This is a genomic window from Achromobacter sp. 18P8.1.1, assembly GCF_057799415.1.
The window spans coordinates 21,174-40,129 of the sequence record NZ_JBYOKH010000060.1; the positions used below are offsets into that span (position 1 = coordinate 21,174).

Here is an 18,956-nt window from a genome sequence, read left to right on the forward strand (position 1 = left end):
ACCGCATCGCAATGCACCGTGCGGCATCCTTGTGCGGGCCGACGGACGGGCGGGAGGGGGAAGTCGATGGACATGCAGGAATCGGGGCCACAGGCCACACCGCTACCCACGCACGCCTGGCAGGCGCTGGCGGGCCATCTGGAAGAAATGCGCCCGGCAACCCTGCGGCAACTGTTCATGGAAGACCCGTCGCGTGGCGCGCGTCTGACGCTGGAGGCGGCAGGCTGGTATCTGGACTATTCCAAGAACCGGGTCACCCCTAGGACCGTGGAGCTTCTGGTGCAACTGGCCAAGGAATGCCGGCTGCCGGCCCGGATCGACGCCATGTTCCATGGCGACGCCATCAATGCCAGCGAAGGGCGGGCGGCGCTGCATGTCGCGTTGCGCATGCCGGCCGGGGAAGCCGTGCAGGTAGACGGCCGCGATGTCGGGCCGAACGTGCAGAAGACCTTGCACCGCATGGCGGCGCTGGCCATGCAGTTGCGCAGCGGCGCCTGCCTGGGCGGCGCGGGCATGCCCATCCGCAATGTGATCAACCTGGGCATCGGCGGGTCGGCGATCGGCGTGGAAATGGCTTGCGCCGCGCTTGAACACTACGCCCAGCCCGGCCTGCTTGTGCGCTTTGTGTCGAACGTGGACGGTGCGGATTTCGCGCAGGCCACGCGAGGCCTGGATCCGCGCGAAACGCTGTTCATTGTCTGTTCAAAAAGCTGGCAGACCTCGGAAACCCGCCACAATGCGGCGTCGGCGCGCGCCTGGTGCATGCAGGCCCTGCAGGACGAAGACGCGTTGCAGGCGCATTTCGTGGCGGTCACGGGCAATCGCGAAGCAGCTATCCAATCCGGCATCGCGCGGGACCGCGTATTGGAGATCTGGGACTGGGTCAACGGACGCTATTCGCTGTGTTCGGCCATGGGCCTGGCGCTGATGGTGGCGGTGGGGCCGGAGGCTTTCGGCGAGATGCTGGCCGGCTGCCACGACATGGACACGCATTTCCGCAACGCGCCCCTGGAGCGGAACCTGCCGGTCATGCACGGGTTGATGGCCATCTGGAACAACAACTGCCTGGGCGCGCGCACCGCGGCCGTCCTGCCCTACGACCACCATTTGCGGCGTTTTCCGTCTTACGTGCAGCAATTGATGATGGAAAGCAACGGCAAGTCCGTGACGCAGGACGGCAAGCCCGTGGCGGGGCACACCGGCCCCGTGTACTGGGGCGCTTGCGGCACGAACGGCCAGCATTCCTTTCACCAGTTGCTGCACCAGGGCAGCCAGATGGTGCCCTGCGATTTCATCGGATTCCTGGTGCCGCTTGCGGCTTCGCCCCGTCAGCACGAAGAATTGCTGGCCAACATGTTCGCGCAGGCCGAGGCTTTGGCGTTCGGCCAGGCATTGGCCGATGACGGCGCCGCGGCCGCGCCTCACCGGCATGTCGAAGGCAACCGGCCAAGCAATACGCTGCTCTCTACCCGGCTGACGCCGCGGACGCTGGGTGCGCTGGTGGCGATGTATGAACACAGCGCCTTTACGCAAGGGGCGGCGTGGAACATCGATTCCTTTGACCAGTGGGGCGTGGAACTCGGCAAGACGCTGGCGCTGCGCATCGTTCATGAATTGGATGCCGGCACGACGGGCATGCAAAACCATGACAGTTCCACGCGGACCCTGATGCAGAAATACCTGGACGCCAGGATGGGAAAGACAAACCGGGGGACAGAGCAATAGTGCGCTACCCTGGAGGCACTCTGTTCGGCAGCGCACCAAGCGCCTGCCGATTACCCTTGCCGAACGGGTAAGGCCTGTCGGAGCGCCTTCGGATTGCGCCCGCCCGACTCGCGGGACTGCATTGGGCTAGTTGCAGGGAGCCGCCATGCCTGACTCACACGATCCCACCCAGAACCACCTGCTGGCGGCATTGCCCCCGGACGAGCAGGCCCGCCTGTTTCCGCTGCTTGAACGCGTGCCGATGCCGCTGGGCAAAGCGTTGTACGAACCGGGCGGCCGCATGCGGCACGTCTGCTTTCCCGTCGACTGCATCGTGTCGCTCTTGTGCGTCATGGAAGACGGGGCATCCACCGAAATCGCCGTAGTGGGAAACGAGGGCATCGTCGGCGTCTCGCTCTTCATGGGCGGGGAAACCACCCCCAGCCGCGCCATCGTGCAAAGCGCCGGTTCGGCCTTCCAGTTGAAGGGCCAGGCGCTGAAGGACGAATTCGACCGGGGCGGCGCCATGCAGCATCTATTGCTGCGATACACCCAGGCGCTGCTGACGCAGATGGCGCAGACGGCTGTGTGCAACCGGCACCACTCGCTGGACCAGCAGCTTTGCCGCTGGCTGTTGCTGAGCCTGGACCGGCTGCGGTCCGACGAGATCGTGATGACGCAGGAACTGATTGCAAACATGCTGGGCGTGCGGCGCGAAGGGGTGACGGAGGCGGCCGGGCACTTGCAGACGGCGGGGCTGATCCGCTACCGGCGCGGCCACATCCAGGTAACCGATCGCGTTGGGCTCGAGGCGCGCGTGTGCGAGTGCTACACCGTGGTCCGTGATGAATACGCGCGTCTGCTCAGCCGGCGCACCGAGGCTGTACGCCCCTGAAGGGGCGAACCGGAAACTGATCGTGCCTTCTGTCCAATCCGCGCATGAAGACGTGCCCAATCGCTTGCTTGACGCATTGCCCGGGCGCGAACGGGACCGGCTGCTCGGGCGCTTCGAACCGGTCGAGCTGGTCTTTGGCCAATGCTTGCTGCAACCCGGCGGGCGCATGGGCGACGTCTATTTCCCGACGCGCAGCTATATCTCGCTGATCTTGCCGCTGGCGCGCGGCCCATCGCTGGAAGTCGGGTTGATCGGCAACGAAGGCATGTGGAGCGTCGACGTGCCGTTAGGCACGGATACCTCGCAACTACGTGCGGTGGTGCAGGGCGGCGGGGTCGCCTTGCGTATGCCGGCCGACCGCTTCCGGCAGGAACTGGGCGCCAGCCAGGCACTGCGCCAGTTGATCAACGGTTACACGGTGGTTGTCCTGCAGCAGCTGGCGCAGGCAGCCGCCTGCATGCATTCCCATCTGGTCGAGGGCCGCCTGGCGCGGTGGCTGTTGATGACCCAGGACCGCGCCCACGCAGACCATTTCCACCTGACTCATGAGTACCTGGCCCACATGCTGGGCGTGCGCCGGGTGGGCGTGACCGTGGCGGCGTCGGCGCTGCAACAGCGCAAGCTGATCGCCTATCACCGCGGCGACATCGCCGTGCTGGACCGGCGCGGCCTGGAATCGGCCGCCTGCGAATGCTATGCGGCCGACCTGCTTAGCTACGCCCGGATCAATGGGCCGTCCAAGTAGACCGGGTGGTTTGACACCCGTCCGTTTCCCTTAAACTGGGCGTCTTTGCCAGCCGCCTGGAATGCTTCAATGAGATCGACCCGCGCCATCGCCCCGCTGCCTGTTTCCGAGCCGCGTCCGCCCCGGACCAAGCCCGCGGAGGTGCGGCTTGAGGAATTGATGGCGGCCGCCGAAAAGCTGTTCCTGGCCAACGGCGTGGAAGCCACCACTATCAGCAGCATCGTGGAAGAGGCGAACGTTGCCAAAGGCACGTTCTATCACTACTTCGCCGCCAAGACCGACATGTTGGCCGCGTTGGCCGAACGGTACACCCGCCAATACCTGGAGGTGCTGGAAGATGCCGTGAATGCCTGTGCGGGCGACGATTGGGTCGGCAAGCTGCAAGCCTGGATCCATGCCAGCATCCAGACCTACGTGGATACCTACCGCACGCACGACATCGTTTATGGCAATCACCACCATCATGATCGTCAGAACCGCGACAAGAACGCCATTCTTGACCAGTTGCTGGGGATCCTGGAAGGCGGCAAGACCGCCGGGTTGTGGCCGTTGCCGCAACCCAGGATCACCGCCTTGCTGATCTATTCCGGCGTGCATGGCGTGGCTGACGACGCCATCGCGGCCAAGCTGAAGGATTGCACCGATTTCGCGCGCAGTGTTTCGGACGACTGCCTGCGCATGTTGGGTGCGCCGGTTGCCGGGGCGCCGACGGTCAAGCGGACAGCGAAAACGCGTTGACCGGCGACGCGCCGCAAGAGGGCTGCCGCCCGCGCACTTCCAGCACCGACGCGAACAGGCGCTGCGTATAAGGGTGCCGGGGCGCGTCGAACACTTGGGCCGTGTTGCCGGCTTCCACGACCTGGCCCTGCTGCAGCACGTACAGCCGGTCGACCATATGGCCGACGACGCCCAGGTTGTGGCTGATCAACAGCAAGGCCAAGCCCAGTTCCTGCCGCAAGTCCTGCAGCAGGTTCAAGATCTGCGCCTGCACGGACACGTCGAGTGCGGAGGTGGGTTCGTCGCAGATCAGCAGTTGTGGCTGCACGGCCAGTGCGCGGGCGATGGCCACGCGTTGGCGCTGGCCGCCGGACAGCGCGTGCGGATAAGCGCCGCGCGTGCGGGCGGGCAGGCCCACCTGGTCCAGCAAACGGGTGGTTTCGGCCGCGATATCCACGGTGTCGCCCCGACCGGCACGCATTCGCAGCGGCAGGGCCAGCAGGCGTTCGACGGTGTAGCTGGGGTTCAGCGACCCGTATGGGTCCTGGAACACCGGCTGCACGATCCGGGCGATGCGTTTGCGGGGCAAGCCGGCGACAGGATGGCCGGCCAACAGCACCGAGCCCGCGCTGGGCGTGTCCAAGCCCAGCAACAGCCAGGCCAGCGTGCTTTTGCCGGAGCCCGATTCGCCCACGATGCCTACGGCTTCGCCCGCGTCGACATGCAGCGACACGGCGTCCAGAGCGGTGTGCACGGTCGGCGGGCGCCAGAATGCCGCGCGATGGGTATAGCGGCGGGTGAGGGCGTCAGCCTGCACCAGGCGGACGACAGCGGGAACGCTCATGGGCGGGCCTCGAATGGCGCGTGGCAGCGCCGCAGGCGCTGGTCTTGGTAAGCCGTCAGGGCGGGCGGCGGTCCGGCGCAGACCTCGGCGGCATGGCGGCACCGGGGTGCAAAGACGCAGGCTTCTGGCGCCTGCGTCAGCGCGGGCACCACGCCGGGAATGATGGGCAGGCGCTGCGCGCCAGAGCGCTGGGCAACTTGCGGGATGCTGTCCAGCAGGCCTTGGGTGTACGGATGGCCGGGGGCCGCCAGCACCTTCGACGTGGCGCCCGACTCGACGATCTGGCCGGCATACATCACGGACACGTGGTCGGTGTAGTGGGACACCACGCCCAGGTCATGCGTGATCAGCAGCACAGCCAGCCCCATTTCGCGTTGCAGCGTCTTCAGCAGCTCCAGGATCTGCTTCTGGATCGTGACGTCTAGCGCCGTGGTGGGCTCGTCGGCCACGATCAGCTCGGGGCCGCACATCAAGGCCATCGCGATCAGGACGCGCTGGCGCATGCCGCCGGACAGCTCGTGCGGATACTGGCCCAGGCGGGCCTGGGGCTGCGAAATGCCGACGCGGTCCAGCAAATGCAGCGCGCGTTCGCGGGCGCCGCCGTCATGGCGGTGGCTGCGGTAGACGGTCATCAACTGCTGGCCGATGGTGAACGTGGGGTTGAGCGCCGTCATGGGTTCCTGGAACACCATGGCGATGCGGTCGCCGCGCAGCGCATTCATCCGCCGGTCTGGGGCCGCCAGCAGGTCTTCGCCGTCGAATGCCAGGCGGTCGGCCTGCACGCGCGCGCCGCGCGGCAGCAGGCGCAGCAGGCTCAACGCCGTCAGCGATTTGCCGCAGCCGCTTTCGCCGACCAGGCCCAGGGTGGCCCCCCGCTCGATGCGCAGGTCGATCCCGCGCACGGCTTGCAGGGTGCCCGCGCGGGTCGGCAAGGTGATGTGCAGGTTGCGCACGTCGAGCACCGGGGCGGCAGGAGTCGGGGGCCGCTGCATCATGCCTCCCGGCGGGTGCGCAGGCCGTCGCCCGTCAGGTTGATGCCCAGCACCAGCAAGAGCAGCGCGGCGCCGGGCAGCGCGATCAGCCACGGGCTGAAGAACATGAAGGATTTGGCTTCGGACAGCATCAGGCCCCAGGACGGATAGGGGGCCGGCACGCCCAGGCCCAGGAAAGACAGCGCGGCTTCGACCAGGATGGCATGCGCCATTTCCACGGTGGCGATCACCAGCAGCGGGCCGCGGATGTTGGGCAGGATCTCGCGCACGAGGATGTGCAGGTGCGAACAGCCCATGGCGCGCGCGGCGGTGACATAGTCGGCGTTGCGCAGTTGCATGGCCGCACTGCGCGCCACCACCGCGAAGTGGTCCCACAGCAGCAGGCCCAGCACCAGCACCACCGTCGTCAGCGAATTGCCGGTAACGGATACGATCGCCAGCGCCGCCAGCACGATGGGCATGCTGATCCGCGTATTGATGATGAAGCTGATGACCGCATCGGCCACGCCGCCGGCGTAGCCGGCGATGAGGCCCAATGTGATGCCGATGAAACCCGAGACGATCACCACTGCAAAACCGATGGCCAGCGAGATACGTGCGCCGTAGACGAGCCGCGCCAGATAATCCCGGCCCAATTGGTCCGTGCCTAGCCAGTGCGCAGGCAGTGTCTTGTCGTGCCAGAACGGCTGCGCCAGGCGCTGGCCCAGCGACTGGGTGAACGGGTCGTTCGTCAGCAGGGACGGTCCGAACAGGGCGATGAACGCCAGCGCGGCGATGATGGCGATACCGCAGTAGAACCCCAGGCGGCGCGGCATCACGAGGCCGCTCGCTTCAGGCGCGGATCCAGAAGGGTGTTCAGCACGTCGGACAGGAAGGTCAACACGATGTAGGTCAGGGAGATCATCAGGACGACGGCCTGGATGACCGGCATGTCGGCGCGGATCATGGATTGCCAGGCCAGGTACCCGATGCCATGGATGGCGAAGATGGACTCGATGACGATAGAGCCGCCCAGCATGAAGCCGAATTGCAGGGCGCCCAGCGACACCACGGGCAGCAGCGCGTTGCGCAGGGCGCTCTTGAACAGGATGACGCGCCCCGGCAGACCCATGGCGCGCGCCGTGCGGATGTAATCGGATTCCAGCGCCTGCACCATGCCGCTGCGGGTCAGGCGGGTCAGCGCAGGCAGCGCGTACAGGCTGAGGGCGATGGTGGGCATGACGTAGTGCGCCAACGTGCCGCTGCCGGATATCGGCAGCCAGCGCAGCTTGACGCCGAAGAAGATGATCAGCAGCAGGGCGGCCCAGAAGCTGGGCATGGCTTGCACCACGGCGGTGACGAAGGACACGACCCGGTCGGTCCAGCCGCCGCGATGGGCCGCCGCCATGACACCGGCGGGCACCGCCACCGCCAGCGCCAGCAGGATCGCCGTCAACGCCAGCAAGGCGGTCACCCCGACCCGGTCGGCCAGCATGCGGGAGACGGGTTCGCCCGTCAGCTGCGAGGTACCGAGGTCGCCCGCCGCGAGACGCCCCAGGTAGGCCGCATAGCGCTCGGGCAAGGGGCGGTCCAGCGCATAACGTACCCGCAGGGCCTGCAGGTCCGCTTCTGTAGGGCTGTCGCCCGCCAGCGCCAGGGCAGGGTCGACAGCCACGTTGGACAAGACGAAGCACAGCAGGGAGACGGTAAGCGCGACCATCACCGCCAGGCCGGCGCGCCGCAACAGCAAAGAAAGCATGGCGGGTTACTTGGCCGACCAGCCCAGCTGATAAAAGCGCGGGATTCCGTCCGGCGACGGCTGATAAGCCAGGCGTTTGTCGGTGGCGTAGCCCACTACGATGGTGTGCATGGGCACGAAATAGGCGCGTTCGGCGGCCAGCTTGATGGCGCGGGAATATTCCGTGCGGCGCGTGGCTTCGTCGATGGCGTTGTCGGCGCGCTGCAGGATGTCGCGCAGTTCGGCGTCGTGAAAACCGTCCTGCGGGCTGAAGTTGAAGAACGCGGAAAGCGATGCCGAGGTGTCGAACATCGACGACGAGCCCCAATCGCCATACCAAAGGTCCAGCTTGCCTTCGCGCCACTTGCTGAAACTGGCGCGGGACTGCAGCATTTCCAGGTTGGCGTCGATGCCGACCGCTGCCAGATACGCCTTGACGGCTTCGGCGCGTGGGCGGTCGCGGAAGGACGACAGGCTGACCTTGAAGCCCTTGGGGTAGCCGGCCTGGGCCAGCAGTTCGCGCGCCTTCGCGGGGTTGTAGTCATAGACGGATGCCGCGGCCTCGTCGCAGCCGAACTGCAGCGGGTGGCACAGCGTGGCCAGTTGCTTGCCTTCGCCGCCCAGCAGCGTGTCGACGATCTTCTTTCTGTCGATGGCGTGGTTGATGGCCTGACGCACGCGAACGTCCTTGAGCGGGCTGTTCTCGCCGCTGGCGCGGCCACGCGCATCCAGCAGGATGGTCGCGATGGTCAGCGTGGAGCCGAATTGCGCCTGGAGGGTCGGGACGGCCTGCAGTTGCGGGATCTGGTCGGCGGACAGGTTCCAGGTCCAGTCCACGCTGCCGCCGATGACCTCGGCAATACGGGTCGCCTCGTCGGGGATGATACGCACGGTGATGCGGTCCAGCTTGGCCGCGCCCTTGGCGCCGCCGAAGTAGGACTTGTTTTTCTCCAGCACGTATTCGTTGCCGCGGGCAGCGGCCAGCTTGAACGGGCCCGTGCCCACCGGCTGCTTGCCGAAGGCCTGCTGTCCGACCTTTTCGAAATAGGCCTTGGGGAAGATGGCCAGCGAGCCCGATACGAACTCCAGTGCGGCCGGGAAGGGCGCCTTGGAAATGATGCGGACCTGATGGTCGCCGACCTTTTCAACCGACGCGATCCAGTCCAGCCAATTGGCCGAGCGGGCGCCGGATTCGGGGCGCGCGTAGTACTGCAGCGTGAAGACCACGTCGTCGGCGGTGAAGGGGTCGCCGTTGTGGAACGTCACGCCGGGGCGAAGATCGAACTCCCAGGTTTTGTCGTCGATGCGGCGCCAGGCGGTGGCCAGCGACGGCTCGTACTGCCCGGTGGCCAGATTGCGTTCGATCAGCGTGTCGTACAACTGGCGCGAGGCCACGATGCCTTCGCGGGCCGTGCTCAGGTAGGCGTCGAAGCTGGGCATCTCTTCCGTCAACGCGACGACCGCCGTGTTGTCTTGGGGGCCTGCATAAGCGGGGTGACCGAGGAGGATTGCCGCCGCGAACGCGCAACGAACTACCGACTTGCCAAACGGGAGCATGAGACCGACCAGTTGAGGTTTTTCAGGACGAGCGATGCTACAGGAGCAAGCGCGCCGCCTTTAGTTGCATTGGCTATGTGGATATGGCGAATCGATCCTCTGGCGCGCGGGGCTTTCTTGCCATAATCCGCGTCTTGTTTTTTAGCCGGCCGTGCCGTGACGCGGCGTGCGCCGCGGATAAAGGATTCAGCATGGCCGAAGTGGCAGGAACGTTGGAAGGGATCGTCGGCGAAGCCGGCGTGCTGGAACAAGTCGCCGCCGAGGCCGGGGTATTGGAACAAGTCGCCGCCGAGGCCGGGGTATTGGAACAAGTCGCCGCCGAGGCCGGCGTGTGGCGCCGCCAGTTCCACGCCGCGCCCGAGTTGCGCTACGAAGAGCACGCAACCTCGGCCTTCATCGCCGAGAAGCTGCGCGCATTCGGCTTTGACCGCGTCGAGACGGGCATCGGCAAGACCGGCGTGGTGGGCCTGCTTGCCGGCCGCCGTCCCGGGCCCGGCCGCAATGTGGGCCTGCGGGCCGATATGGATGCCTTGCCGATCCACGAAGCCAACGACGTCGCGCACAAGTCGCGCCACACCGGCATCATGCACGCCTGCGGCCACGACGGCCATAGCGCCACCTTGCTGGCCGCGGCTCGTTATCTGTCGGTGGATCGCGACTTTGCGGGCACCGCGGTCTTCATCTTCCAGCCGGCCGAGGAAGGCGGCGCGGGCGGCAAGGCCATGATCGATGACGGCCTGTTCGAGCGCTTCGACGTGGACGAGGTGTATGGCTTGCACAACATGCCCAATCTGGCGCTGGGCAAGTTTTCGACGACCGTGGGGCCGGTGACCTCGGCATCCGACCGCTTCACGATCGATATCGAGGGCCGCGGCAGCCATGCATCACGCCCGCAGGAGGGCGTGGACACCGTCATCGTCGGCACCCAGATCGTCAATGCCTTGCAGACGATCGTGTCGCGCAACGTGCATCCGCATGAAAGCGCCGTCGTATCGATCACCATGTTCCATGCCGGCGAGACGGACAACGTCATTCCGCAAAAGGCCCAGTTGCGTGGCACGGTGCGCACCTTCAATCCGGACATCCAGGACATGGTCGAGGCGCGCATGAAGGACGTGGTGGCAGGCATTGCCGGCACCTTCGGCGCCACGGCGAAGCTCCATTACCTGCGGGACTATCCCGTTACGCTGAATCACCCGGAAAACACGGCGCACGCGGTCCGTATTGCGCGTAGCCTGGTAGGCCCTGACCGCGTGGTGGACAACATGAAACCGGTAATGGGTGGCGAAGACTTCTCGTTTATGCTTCAGAAAAAGCCCGGCGCGTTCGTCTTTTTCGGAAACGGCCCGTCGTTCGGGCTGCACACGCCCCAGTACGACTTCAATGACAAAGCCATCAGCCACGGCGCCGCATTCTGGATCCGCCTGGTCCAGGACCGCACCGTTCTTTAAGCGGTGCCGGCCTTGACCCGCACCCGCCACCCTTCGCTGGCGCATTGGGGCGCGTTCACCGCCGTGGTCGAAGACGGCCGGGTGGTCGACTGCGAACCGTTCGGCGCCGACCGCGCGCCTTCCGCCATGCTGGGTTCGATCGCGGAGATGCTGCATTCCCCCTTGCGTATCCAGCGGCCCTCCGTGCGCAAGGGCTGGCTGGCGGGCAACCGAGACCGCGAAGGCGACGAGTACGTGGAAGTGTCCTGGGACCACGCGCTGGACCTGGTGGCGGGTGAACTCGCGCGGGTGCGCAAGCAATCGGGCCCGGCCGGCATCTTCGGCGGCTCTTACGGCTGGTCCTCTGCCGGGCGCGTGCACCACGCACGCAGCCTGATCCGCCGCTTCCTGTTCCAGGGCGGCGGCTGCGTGGATCAGGTGGGCAACTACAGCTGGGGCGCGGCGCAGTTTCTGTTGCCCCACGTGATCGGCACGACCAGCCCGGTCAGCGGCGACGTCACCGATTGGGAAAGCGTGCTGGAGCACACCCGCATCATCGTGGCGTTTGGCGGCATACCGGTAAAGAACAGCCAGGTCACCTCCGGCGGCGCCGGCCTGCACAACCTGCCGGGCTGGCTCGCGCGCGCGCAGGACGCCGGCATCCGGCTGGTCGTGGTCAGCCCGACGCGCGCCGATATCCCGGAAGGCGTCGCCGCGGATTGGATTCCCGTGCGGCCCAATACCGACACGGCGTTGATGCTGGGCATGGCCCACACGCTGCTTTCCGAAAACCGGTACGACAGGGCATTCCTGGACACGCATTGCGTGGGGTTCGACGCCTGGGCCGCGTACTTGACGGGCGCCACCGATGGCCAGCCCAAGGACGCATGCTGGGCGGCCGGCATTACGGGCGTGCCCGCCGAGACCATTGCCGCGCTGGCGCGCAGCATCGCGAACCAGCGCAGCCTGCTGACGGCGGCGTGGTCGCTGCAACGCGCGCAGCATGGCGAACAACCCTATTGGGCGGTGATCGGCCTGGCGGCGTTGGCCGGCCAGATCGGACTGCCGGGCGGCGGCTTCGCCTTTGGCCACGCGTCGCTCAACGGCATCGGCCAGCCGCGCCGGCAAGTGCCGGGGCCGGAAGTGCCGGTGCCCAGGAACCCCGCGCAATTGGCGATTCCGGTCGCGCGCATCACCGGCATGCTGCTGGCGCCGGGCGCCGAATATGAATTCAACGGCGCGCGGCATCACTATCCGGACGTGAAGCTGATTTATTGGGCGGGCGGTAATCCGTTCCACCATCACCAGGACCAGAACCGGTTCCGGCAGGCCTGGCGCAAGCCCGAAACGGTGATCGTGCATGAATCCTGGTGGACGCCGTTGGCGCGCCGGGCAGACATCGTGCTGCCGGCCACCACGTCGCTGGAACGCTGCGACGTTGGCGGGTCGACCCGCGACCCCTATGTGTTCGCCATGCATCGGGCCGTGGCCCCGCAGGGCGAGGCCCGCAACGACTTCGACATCTTTGCGGACCTGGCGCGGCGCGCGGGCTTTCACGAGGCGTTCACGGCAGGGCGCGACGAAATGGGCTGGTGCCGCCACGTGTATGAAGGCATGCGCGCGGGGTGCGCGGACAAGGGGGTGACGCTGCCGCCCTTCGGTGAATTCTGGGCGCGCGGCCATGCCGAGCTGCCACCGCCCGAATCGCAGTACGTGTTGTTCGAGGCGTTCCGGCGCGATCCCGCGGCGCATCCGTTGCGCACGCCTTCGGGCAAGATCGAACTGCATTCGCAGGTAGTGGCGGGCTTCGGCTACGCGGACTGCCCGGGGCACCCGGTGTGGCTGGCGCCGTCGGAGTGGCTGGGCGCCAGGGCGGCGGACCAATGGCCGCTGCACTTGCTGACGAACCAGCCGCGCCACCGGCTGCACAGCCAGCTGGACCCGGCGGCCTTGTCGCGCGCGGGCAAGATCCAGGGCTGCGAACCCATTGCGATGCATCCCGATGATGCGGCCGCGCGACAGATCCGGGATGGAGACCGCGTGCGCGTCTTCAACGGGCGCGGCGCGTGCCTGGCCGGCGTGAAGCTGGACACGGGGCTGATGCCCGGCGTGGTGGTGATGGCCACCGGCGCCTGGTCGGACCCGGACGGCGATCTGGACCGGCACGGCAACCCGAACACGCTGACGGCCGACATCGGCACGTCGAGGCTGGCGCAAGGGCCCAGCGCCCAGACGGCGCTGGTGCAGGTCGAGCGCTACCTGGAACCCGCCGTCGCGCACCGCGCGTGGGAAAGCCCGGCTATCTCGCCTGGCGGCTTATGACTTTTCACGGCAGTAAAAGCCGAGTCAACGATTTCCCGCACATATGATTAGAACGGCACGTTCTGATTTCTAGCGGCAAACTCCGGATTCCTTATTTACCGACTGCGACATGGTGCCCCCGATGCGCATGTCCCTTTGATCCGGAGTGCGCAATGAGCCTCAAACGCTATCTAGGCCTGGTCCTGTCTGCGTCCGTTTTCACCGCCGCCCATGCGGCGGACATCACCTTGGCGCTGGGTACCGAACCGTCCACGCTGGACCCGCAGACGGCGCAAGACGGCTCCGAGCGCGCCGTGTCGCGCAACATCTTCGAAACGCTGCTGACCCGCACGCCCAAGGGCGAGCTGGTGCCGCAGCTGGCCACCGCGCTGCCGCGCCAGACCGGCGCCGATACGTGGGAAGTGACGTTGCGCCCGAACCTCAAGTTCAGCGATGGCCAGGCGCTTGACGCCGCGGCGGTGGCCGCCAGCATCAACCGGATCGTCGACCCGAAGACCGCGTCGCGCCAGCGTCCGTTCTTCCTGGGCATCAAGCGCGCCGAGGCCGTGGATGCCGTGACGGTGCGCGTGCACACCAACGGCGCGGATCCGGCATTGCCCGCGCGCCTGTCGTGGCTGACCATCGTGTCGCCGTCGGCCGCGGCCGATGGCAGCCTGGGTCAGAAACCGGTGGGCAGCGGCCCCTACGTGCTGACGGAATGGGCCAAGGGCAACCGCATCGTGTTGTCGCGCAACCCGAACTATTGGAATCCGTCTGCGGTGGGCAACGTGGACCGCGCCACCTACCGATTCGTGGCCGAGCCCGGCACGCGCCTGTCGGGCCTGCGGGCGGGCGACTTCGACTTCATCACCAACGTGCTGCCCGAGGACACCAAGCGGGTCGCCAAGGCCGTGACCTTGCAAGGCACCGACTTGCCCTTCGTGTCGCTCAATGCCTTGAAGGGCCTGACCCGCGACGTGCGCGTGCGCCAGGCGCTGAACTACGCCGTGGACAAGGAATCGCTGGCCAAGGACCTGTATGGCGGCTACGCGACCGTGTCGCACGGCCAGTTGCTGGCGCCGGGCTGGTTCGGTTACGACGCCAGCATCCAGCCGTATCCGTATGACCCCGCACGCGCCACCGAACTGCTGAAGGCCGCCGGCGTCTATGGCAAGACCATCGACCTGTACGCGCCGTCGGGCCGCTGGCTCAAGGACAAGGAACTGGCCGAGACCATCGCCGCCTACTGGGAGGCGGCCGGCCTGAAGGTCAACTTCCGCGTGCTGGCCTGGGCCGAGTATCTGGAGGCCATCAACAAGAACCGCGTGCCGACCGAAGCGCAGATCAGCAGCAGCCATTCGAACCAGTTGCTGGATGCCGACCGCACGCTTAGCGCCTATTACGCCGAGGGCGGCGTGGCGGCGGCCAATGACAATGCCGAATTGAAGGGCCTGATCGACCAGGCGCGCCAGGAGGCCGACCCCGTCAAGCGCCAGGCGCTGTATTCCAAGGCGCTGAAGATTGGCCGCGACGAGGCCTATCTGGTGTTCCTGCTGGAAGGCGGCGAGATCTTCGGCTTGTCCAAGCGCATTGACTTTTCGCCGCGCGTCGATGGCCTGATTCCGGTGAAGGACATCCGTGTCATCGAGTAATTCTGCCGGGCGCGGCTTGCCGCGCTTTTTGCTGGGCCGCCTGGCGCAGGGCCTGTTGGTCGTGCTGGGCGTGACCACCATCGTGTTCATCGTGACGCGCCTGGTGGGCGATCCGGTCCAGGCGATGCTGCCGGTGGACGCCTCCGCCGCCGACCGCGCGGTGCTGGCGCAGGCGCTGGGCATGGACGGCCCCATCTGGTCGCAGTACCTGCACTACCTGCGCGATATCGCCTTGTTCGATTTTGGCAATTCCATCTGGCAGCAACGGCCCGCGATGGACATTGTGCTGGAACGCCTGCCCAGCACGCTGACGCTGTGCGCCGGCGCGCTGGGCCTGGCGATCTTGGCGGGGGTGCCGTTGGGGATCGTCGCCGCGCTGCGCCCGGGGCAGTGGGCCGACCGTATCTCGGTGGTGCTGAGCCTGGCTGGGCTGTCGCTGCCGCAGTTCTGGCTGGGCCTGCTGTTGATCCTGCTGTTTGCGGTGACGCTGAACTGGCTGCCGTCCTCGGGCGCGGAGGCGGCGGGCAGCGGCGTGCTGCCGATGCTGACGCTGGCGCTGCCGGCGCTTGGCCGCATCGCCATGATGCTGCGCTCGGCGCTGATCGACGAACTGAATTCGCTGTACGTGCGTACCGCCCGGGCCAAGGGCCTGCGGTCGGGCCGCATCGTGTTGGTGCATGCCCTGCGCAACGCCGCCGTGCCCACGGTGGCGCTGCTGGGCTGGGAGTTTGCCGGCATGCTGGCCGGGCACACCGTCGTGGTGGAAACCGTATTCGCCTGGCCCGGCCTGGGCCAGACCGCGGTCCAGGCCATCGAGCGCCAGGACCTGGTGCTGTTGCAAGCCGTCGTGTTCTTCATTGCATTCCTGATCGTGATCATCAATTTCTGTCTGGACATCCTGTACCGGCTGCTGGATCGGAGGATCGCGGTATGAGCGCGGTTCCCGCATGGATGGGCGACGCTGCCGAGGCGTCCCCGCCGGTCGCGCCGCGAGGCTGGCGCGCGCTGTCCGACCGGCAGCGTGGCTGGATACTGGCTGTATCTTTACTGTTGCTGCTGGCGGCGGTGGCGGTCGTGCTGCCCTGGCTGGCGCCTTACGACCCGGCGGCGATCAAACTGTCCGCCCGGCTGCGCCCCCCGGTCTGGGAGGCGCGCGGCACCTGGAGCAACGTGCTGGGCACCGACAACCTGGGCCGCGATGTGCTCAGCCGCATCCTGCATGGGGCGCGGCTGTCGATCCTGATCGGGGCGGCGGTGGTGGCGGTTTCGGCCACGTTCGGCGTGCTGGTGGGGCTGGTCGCGGGGTTTGCCGGCGGGCGGGTGGATGCGGCGCTGATGCGCTGGGTCGACGTACACGTGGCGTTTCCCGGCCTGCTGCTGTCGCTGGTGATCCTGGTGATCCTGGGGCCGGGCCCTGGCACCGTGATCCTGGCGCTGGCCTTGAATGGCTGGATGGTCTACGCGCGGCAGATCCGCAGCGTGGTGCTGTCGGTGCGCCAGCTGCCCTATATCGAAAGCGCCGAAATGGCGGGCGCGCGCGCCGGCCGCATCCTGCTGCGGCACATCCTGCCCAACCTGGCGGCGCCGCTGATCACGCTGATGGTGCTGGAGTTCGCCCGCGTGGTGCTGGCCGAGGCCGCCTTGTCGTTCCTGGGCGTGGGCGTGCAGCCGCCGGCGGTGTCGTGGGGGCTGGATGTGGCCAATGGCCGCAACTACCTGACCAGCGCGTGGTGGCTGGCGACGTTCCCCGGCCTGTCAATCGCGCTGACCGTGCTGATCGTCAACGTGGCGGCCAGCCGGCTGCGGCTGGCGCTGGATCCGCGCGAACGCGAAAAGGACTTCGCGCGCCGCTTGATTGCGAAGGTGCGTCGATGAGCGAAACCCCATTGCTGAGCGTGCGCGGCCTGAGCGTCGAGTTTTTGACCCGCCATGGCAACGTGTGCGCCGTCGATTCGGTGTCGTTCGACCTGCGGGCAGGCGAAACCCTGGCCCTGGTGGGCGAAAGCGGCTCCGGCAAAAGCGCCTGTGCGCTGGCCCTGATGGGCCTGACGACGTTGCCCGGCCGGGTGGCGGGCGGCCAGGTGCTGTTCGACGGGCAAGACCTGCTGGCGGCGCCGGCCCGCGTGCTGGAAGACTTGCGCGGCAATCGCATCGCCATGGTGTTCCAGGACCCAATGAGCGCGCTGAACCCGCTATTGGCCATCGGCACGCAGATCGACGAGGTACTGGTGCGCCACACGGCGCTTGACCGCGTCCAGCGCCGTGCCCGCATCATTGAACTGCTGGGCCAGGTCGGCATCCCCAAGCCGGCCGAGCGCCTGGACCGCCTGCCGCACGAGTTCTCCGGCGGCCAGCGCCAACGCATCCTGATCGCCATGGCGCTGGCCTGCGACCCGCAGATCCTGATCGCCGACGAACCCACGACCGCGTTGGACGTGACCATCCAGGCGCAGATCCTGGACTTGCTGGCCGAGCTGAAGCAACGCTTGGGCCTGGCGATGCTGCTGGTGACGCACGATCTGGGCGTGGTGGCCAAGGTGGCGGACCGCGTGGCGGTCATGTACGCCGGCCGGCTGGTCGAACTGGCCGATGCCGACGCGCTGTTCGCTGAACCCGCGCACCCCTATACCGCAGGCTTGCTGCGCGCCACCCCGCGCCTGACCGATACGCGCCACCGCATGATCGCGATCGACGGCGTGCCGCCCGACCTGCGGCTGCGCCGCAGCCATTGCGATTTCGCGCCGCGTTGCCCCGGCGCCGATGCGGCGTGCGCACAACGCCCCGCGTTGCGCGACATCGGCCATGGTCGCCTGGCGGCCTGCGTGCGGCCGTCGGCGCCCGTCTGGATGCAGGACCATGACTGATTCCTCCCCTCTGTTGCAGGCGCGCGACCTTCGCGTGCATTACCCCGTGCGTTCGGCGGGCTGGTTCGGCAAGCCGGTGCTGGCGCGCGCCGTGGACGGCGTGTCGCTGGAGGTGGCGCGGGGCGAAACGCTGGGCCTGGTCGGCGAGTCCGGCTCGGGCAAGACGACGCTGGGTCGCGCGGTGCTGCGCCGCACGCCGCTGACGGCCGGCTCCATCCATTTCAAGGGCGAAGACATCACGCACGCGGGCAAGTCCCAACTGCGCGAGCTGCGCCGCCATATGCAGCTGGTCTTCCAGGACCCGTCCACCAGCCTGAACCCGCGCCACACCGTGTTCGAGGCCATCGCCGAGCCCTTGATCGTGCATGGCTGGAATGCCGGCCGTGATGCCTTGCGCCGGCGGGTGGCTGATCTGATCGACCAGGTCGGCCTGCCGGCCGACGCGGCCGAGCGCTATCCGCACGCCTTTTCCGGCGGGCAGCGCCAGCGCGTGGGCATTGCGCGGGCGCTGGCGATCCGCCCGGACCTGATCGTGGCGGACGAGCCCGTGTCGGCGCTGGATGTCTCGGTACGCGCGCAGATCATCAACCTGTTCCAGGACCTGCAGCAAGAGCTGGGCTTGTCGTTCCTGCTGATCGCGCATGACCTGGCGGTGGTGCGGCACGTCTCGCATCGCATTGCCATCATGTATGCGGGGCAGGTGGTCGAGACCGGGTCCCGCGACGATATCTACGAGCGTCCGCTGCACCCCTATACGCGCGGCTTGCTGGCGGCGGTGCCGGAACCCGAACGCGGCGCGTCCCGCCGCCAGGTCTTTGCCGTGGCCCGGGGCGAGCCGCCCAGCCCGATGTCGCCGCCCTCGGGCTGCCGCTACCACCCGCGTTGCCCGCAGGCGGCCGACCGCTGCCGCATGGCCGCGCCGCCGCTGGAAACGCGCGCCGCCGGGCATGCGGTGGCCTGCTGGTTCGCCGCCCCCATTCCTGCTACACCTTGATTCGTATCCTGAATTCACGACCCCTTAATGGAGAGATCTTCATGTCTGTGCAAGCCCTAGCTCCTGTTGATGCCGCTGACGCCGCCGCCGTGCGCGCCTGGTTCAAGGAACTGTCCGACCACGTGCAAGCCGTGGATTACGCCGCTGCCCGCCACCTGTTCGCCGACGACTTCGTTGCTTTCGGCACCTATACCAACTTCGTCAGCGGCCGCGAACACGCGGAAAAGACGCAGTGGCGCAATGTCTGGTTCACGATCGATGATTTCATCTGGCGCCTGGACGATGTCCAGAGCTTCGTCTCGCCGGACCGCCTGTTCGCCGTGGGCCTGGCGGTGTGGGATTCGACCGGCTATCACCCGGACGGCAAGCCGTTTGACCGCGTCGGCCGCGCCACCGTGTCGTTCGCGCGCGAAGCCGTGGGCGAGCCCTGGGTGGCCACGCACACGCATATGTCGCTGTTCCGCGATACGCCCAGCGTGTCGCATGGGAACAAGCCGGCCCGCAGCTGATCCGCTGCAGCGCCCCAAGAAAGAACGGCCCCAGT

General features: G+C 67.2%; 17 protein-coding genes. 12 read left to right on the forward strand and 5 right to left on the reverse strand.

The features are described from left to right. Nucleotides 1–66: 66 nt before the first annotated feature. The 4 genes from pgi (at nt 67) to AC27VE_RS26935 (ending at nt 4,082) form a co-directional block, all read left to right on the forward strand. The gene (gene pgi, locus AC27VE_RS26920) at nt 67–1,725 is read left to right on the forward strand and encodes a glucose-6-phosphate isomerase (RefSeq protein WP_488705467.1); all 1,659 of its coding nucleotides are present in this window, start codon (nt 67–69) and stop codon (nt 1,723–1,725) included. Between the two features lie 145 nt (nt 1,726–1,870). Then, nucleotides 1,871–2,599, forward strand: a complete 729-nt coding sequence (locus tag AC27VE_RS26925; protein WP_488705468.1) for a Crp/Fnr family transcriptional regulator — start codon at nt 1,871–1,873, stop codon at nt 2,597–2,599. A gap of 22 nt (nt 2,600–2,621) precedes the next feature. Next, complete coding sequence (locus tag AC27VE_RS26930; RefSeq protein WP_488705469.1) at nt 2,622–3,344, forward strand: Crp/Fnr family transcriptional regulator; 723 nt, start codon at nt 2,622–2,624, stop codon at nt 3,342–3,344. Between the two features lie 159 nt (nt 3,345–3,503). Further along, complete coding sequence (locus AC27VE_RS26935; protein ID WP_488705478.1) at nt 3,504–4,082, forward strand: TetR/AcrR family transcriptional regulator; 579 nt, start codon at nt 3,504–3,506, stop codon at nt 4,080–4,082. Here the strand turns inward: AC27VE_RS26935 and AC27VE_RS26940 are convergent. The 5 genes from AC27VE_RS26940 to AC27VE_RS26960 are packed head-to-tail and all read right to left on the reverse strand — an operon-like array spanning nt 4,057 to nt 9,054. Then, nucleotides 4,057–4,905, reverse strand: coding sequence for an ABC transporter ATP-binding protein (locus AC27VE_RS26940; protein ID WP_488705470.1), 849 nt, complete (start codon nt 4,903–4,905; stop codon nt 4,057–4,059). The genes AC27VE_RS26935 and AC27VE_RS26940 overlap by 26 nt on opposite strands. Beyond that, nucleotides 4,902–5,900 carry an ABC transporter ATP-binding protein gene (locus AC27VE_RS26945; RefSeq protein ID WP_488705471.1) on the reverse strand — a complete coding sequence of 333 codons (999 nt, stop codon included), beginning with the start codon at nt 5,898–5,900 and terminating at the stop codon, nt 4,902–4,904. Before AC27VE_RS26945 ends, AC27VE_RS26940 begins: the two co-directional genes overlap by 4 nt. Then, nucleotides 5,897–6,712 (reverse strand): ABC transporter permease, encoded by an 816-nt coding sequence (locus tag AC27VE_RS26950; RefSeq protein WP_088587536.1) that lies wholly within the window; start codon nt 6,710–6,712, stop codon nt 5,897–5,899. The genes AC27VE_RS26945 and AC27VE_RS26950 overlap by 4 nt, the downstream gene beginning before the upstream one ends. Next, complete coding sequence (locus AC27VE_RS26955) at nt 6,712–7,635, reverse strand: ABC transporter permease (RefSeq protein ID WP_488705472.1); 924 nt, start codon at nt 7,633–7,635, stop codon at nt 6,712–6,714. Before AC27VE_RS26955 ends, AC27VE_RS26950 begins: the two co-directional genes overlap by 1 nt. 6 nt (nt 7,636–7,641) lie before the next feature. Beyond that, nucleotides 7,642–9,054, reverse strand: coding sequence for an ABC transporter substrate-binding protein (locus tag AC27VE_RS26960; RefSeq protein WP_488705473.1), 1,413 nt, complete (start codon nt 9,052–9,054; stop codon nt 7,642–7,644). Between the two features lie 308 nt (nt 9,055–9,362). Here AC27VE_RS26960 and AC27VE_RS26965 point away from each other — a divergent pair, with 308 nt between their 5' ends. The 8 genes from AC27VE_RS26965 (at nt 9,363) to AC27VE_RS27000 (ending at nt 18,921) form a co-directional block, all read left to right on the forward strand. Next, entirely contained in the window at nt 9,363–10,622 is a 1,260-nt protein-coding gene (locus AC27VE_RS26965) for a M20 aminoacylase family protein (protein WP_488705474.1), read from the forward strand. Nucleotides 10,623–10,625: 3 nt separating this feature from the next. Continuing rightward, nucleotides 10,626–12,923 (forward strand): molybdopterin-dependent oxidoreductase, encoded by a 2,298-nt coding sequence (locus tag AC27VE_RS26970; RefSeq protein WP_488705475.1) that lies wholly within the window; start codon nt 10,626–10,628, stop codon nt 12,921–12,923. Nucleotides 12,924–13,075: 152 nt separating this feature from the next. Then, nucleotides 13,076–14,554, forward strand: coding sequence for an ABC transporter substrate-binding protein (locus tag AC27VE_RS26975; protein ID WP_006225886.1), 1,479 nt, complete (start codon nt 13,076–13,078; stop codon nt 14,552–14,554). Beyond that, nucleotides 14,541–15,488 (forward strand): ABC transporter permease, encoded by a 948-nt coding sequence (locus AC27VE_RS26980; RefSeq protein WP_427957281.1) that lies wholly within the window; start codon nt 14,541–14,543, stop codon nt 15,486–15,488. The genes AC27VE_RS26975 and AC27VE_RS26980 overlap by 14 nt, the downstream gene beginning before the upstream one ends. Beyond that, nucleotides 15,485–16,429 (forward strand): ABC transporter permease, encoded by a 945-nt coding sequence (locus tag AC27VE_RS26985; RefSeq protein ID WP_315130196.1) that lies wholly within the window; start codon nt 15,485–15,487, stop codon nt 16,427–16,429. The genes AC27VE_RS26980 and AC27VE_RS26985 overlap by 4 nt, the downstream gene beginning before the upstream one ends. After that, nucleotides 16,426–17,418: an ABC transporter ATP-binding protein gene (locus AC27VE_RS26990; protein ID WP_488705476.1), complete on the forward strand. Its 993-nt coding sequence runs from the start codon at nt 16,426–16,428 to the stop codon at nt 17,416–17,418. Before AC27VE_RS26985 ends, AC27VE_RS26990 begins: the two co-directional genes overlap by 4 nt. Next, the gene (locus AC27VE_RS26995) at nt 17,411–18,412 is read left to right on the forward strand and encodes an ABC transporter ATP-binding protein (RefSeq protein WP_488705477.1); all 1,002 of its coding nucleotides are present in this window, start codon (nt 17,411–17,413) and stop codon (nt 18,410–18,412) included. Before AC27VE_RS26990 ends, AC27VE_RS26995 begins: the two co-directional genes overlap by 8 nt. 41 nt (nt 18,413–18,453) lie before the next feature. After that, nucleotides 18,454–18,921, forward strand: coding sequence for a YybH family protein (locus tag AC27VE_RS27000; RefSeq protein WP_006225881.1), 468 nt, complete (start codon nt 18,454–18,456; stop codon nt 18,919–18,921). The last annotated feature ends 35 nt before the right edge of the window (nt 18,922–18,956 follow it).

Excerpts from the sequence above, each read along its gene's own strand:
- AC27VE_RS26950 (WP_088587536.1), bottom strand. The coding sequence starts at position 6,712 with ATGCCGCGCCGCCTGGGGTTCTACTGCGGTATCGCCATCATCGCCGCG.
- AC27VE_RS26985 (WP_315130196.1), top strand. The coding sequence starts at position 15,485 with ATGAGCGCGGTTCCCGCATGGATGGGCGACGCTGCCGAGGCGTCCCCG.
- AC27VE_RS26925 (WP_488705468.1), top strand. The coding sequence starts at position 1,871 with ATGCCTGACTCACACGATCCCACCCAGAACCACCTGCTGGCGGCATTG.
- AC27VE_RS26975 (WP_006225886.1), top strand. The coding sequence starts at position 13,076 with ATGAGCCTCAAACGCTATCTAGGCCTGGTCCTGTCTGCGTCCGTTTTC.
- AC27VE_RS26990 (WP_488705476.1), top strand. The coding sequence starts at position 16,426 with ATGAGCGAAACCCCATTGCTGAGCGTGCGCGGCCTGAGCGTCGAGTTT.
- AC27VE_RS26940 (WP_488705470.1), bottom strand. The coding sequence starts at position 4,905 with ATGAGCGTTCCCGCTGTCGTCCGCCTGGTGCAGGCTGACGCCCTCACC.
- AC27VE_RS26960 (WP_488705473.1), bottom strand. The coding sequence starts at position 9,054 with ATGCCCAGCTTCGACGCCTACCTGAGCACGGCCCGCGAAGGCATCGTG.
- AC27VE_RS26955 (WP_488705472.1), bottom strand. The coding sequence starts at position 7,635 with ATGCTTTCTTTGCTGTTGCGGCGCGCCGGCCTGGCGGTGATGGTCGCG.
- AC27VE_RS26965 (WP_488705474.1), top strand. The coding sequence starts at position 9,363 with ATGGCCGAAGTGGCAGGAACGTTGGAAGGGATCGTCGGCGAAGCCGGC.
- AC27VE_RS26945 (WP_488705471.1), bottom strand. The coding sequence starts at position 5,900 with ATGATGCAGCGGCCCCCGACTCCTGCCGCCCCGGTGCTCGACGTGCGC.
- pgi (WP_488705467.1), top strand. The coding sequence starts at position 67 with ATGGACATGCAGGAATCGGGGCCACAGGCCACACCGCTACCCACGCAC.
- AC27VE_RS27000 (WP_006225881.1), top strand. The coding sequence starts at position 18,454 with ATGTCTGTGCAAGCCCTAGCTCCTGTTGATGCCGCTGACGCCGCCGCC.
- AC27VE_RS26935 (WP_488705478.1), top strand. The coding sequence starts at position 3,504 with ATGGCGGCCGCCGAAAAGCTGTTCCTGGCCAACGGCGTGGAAGCCACC.
- AC27VE_RS26995 (WP_488705477.1), top strand. The coding sequence starts at position 17,411 with ATGACTGATTCCTCCCCTCTGTTGCAGGCGCGCGACCTTCGCGTGCAT.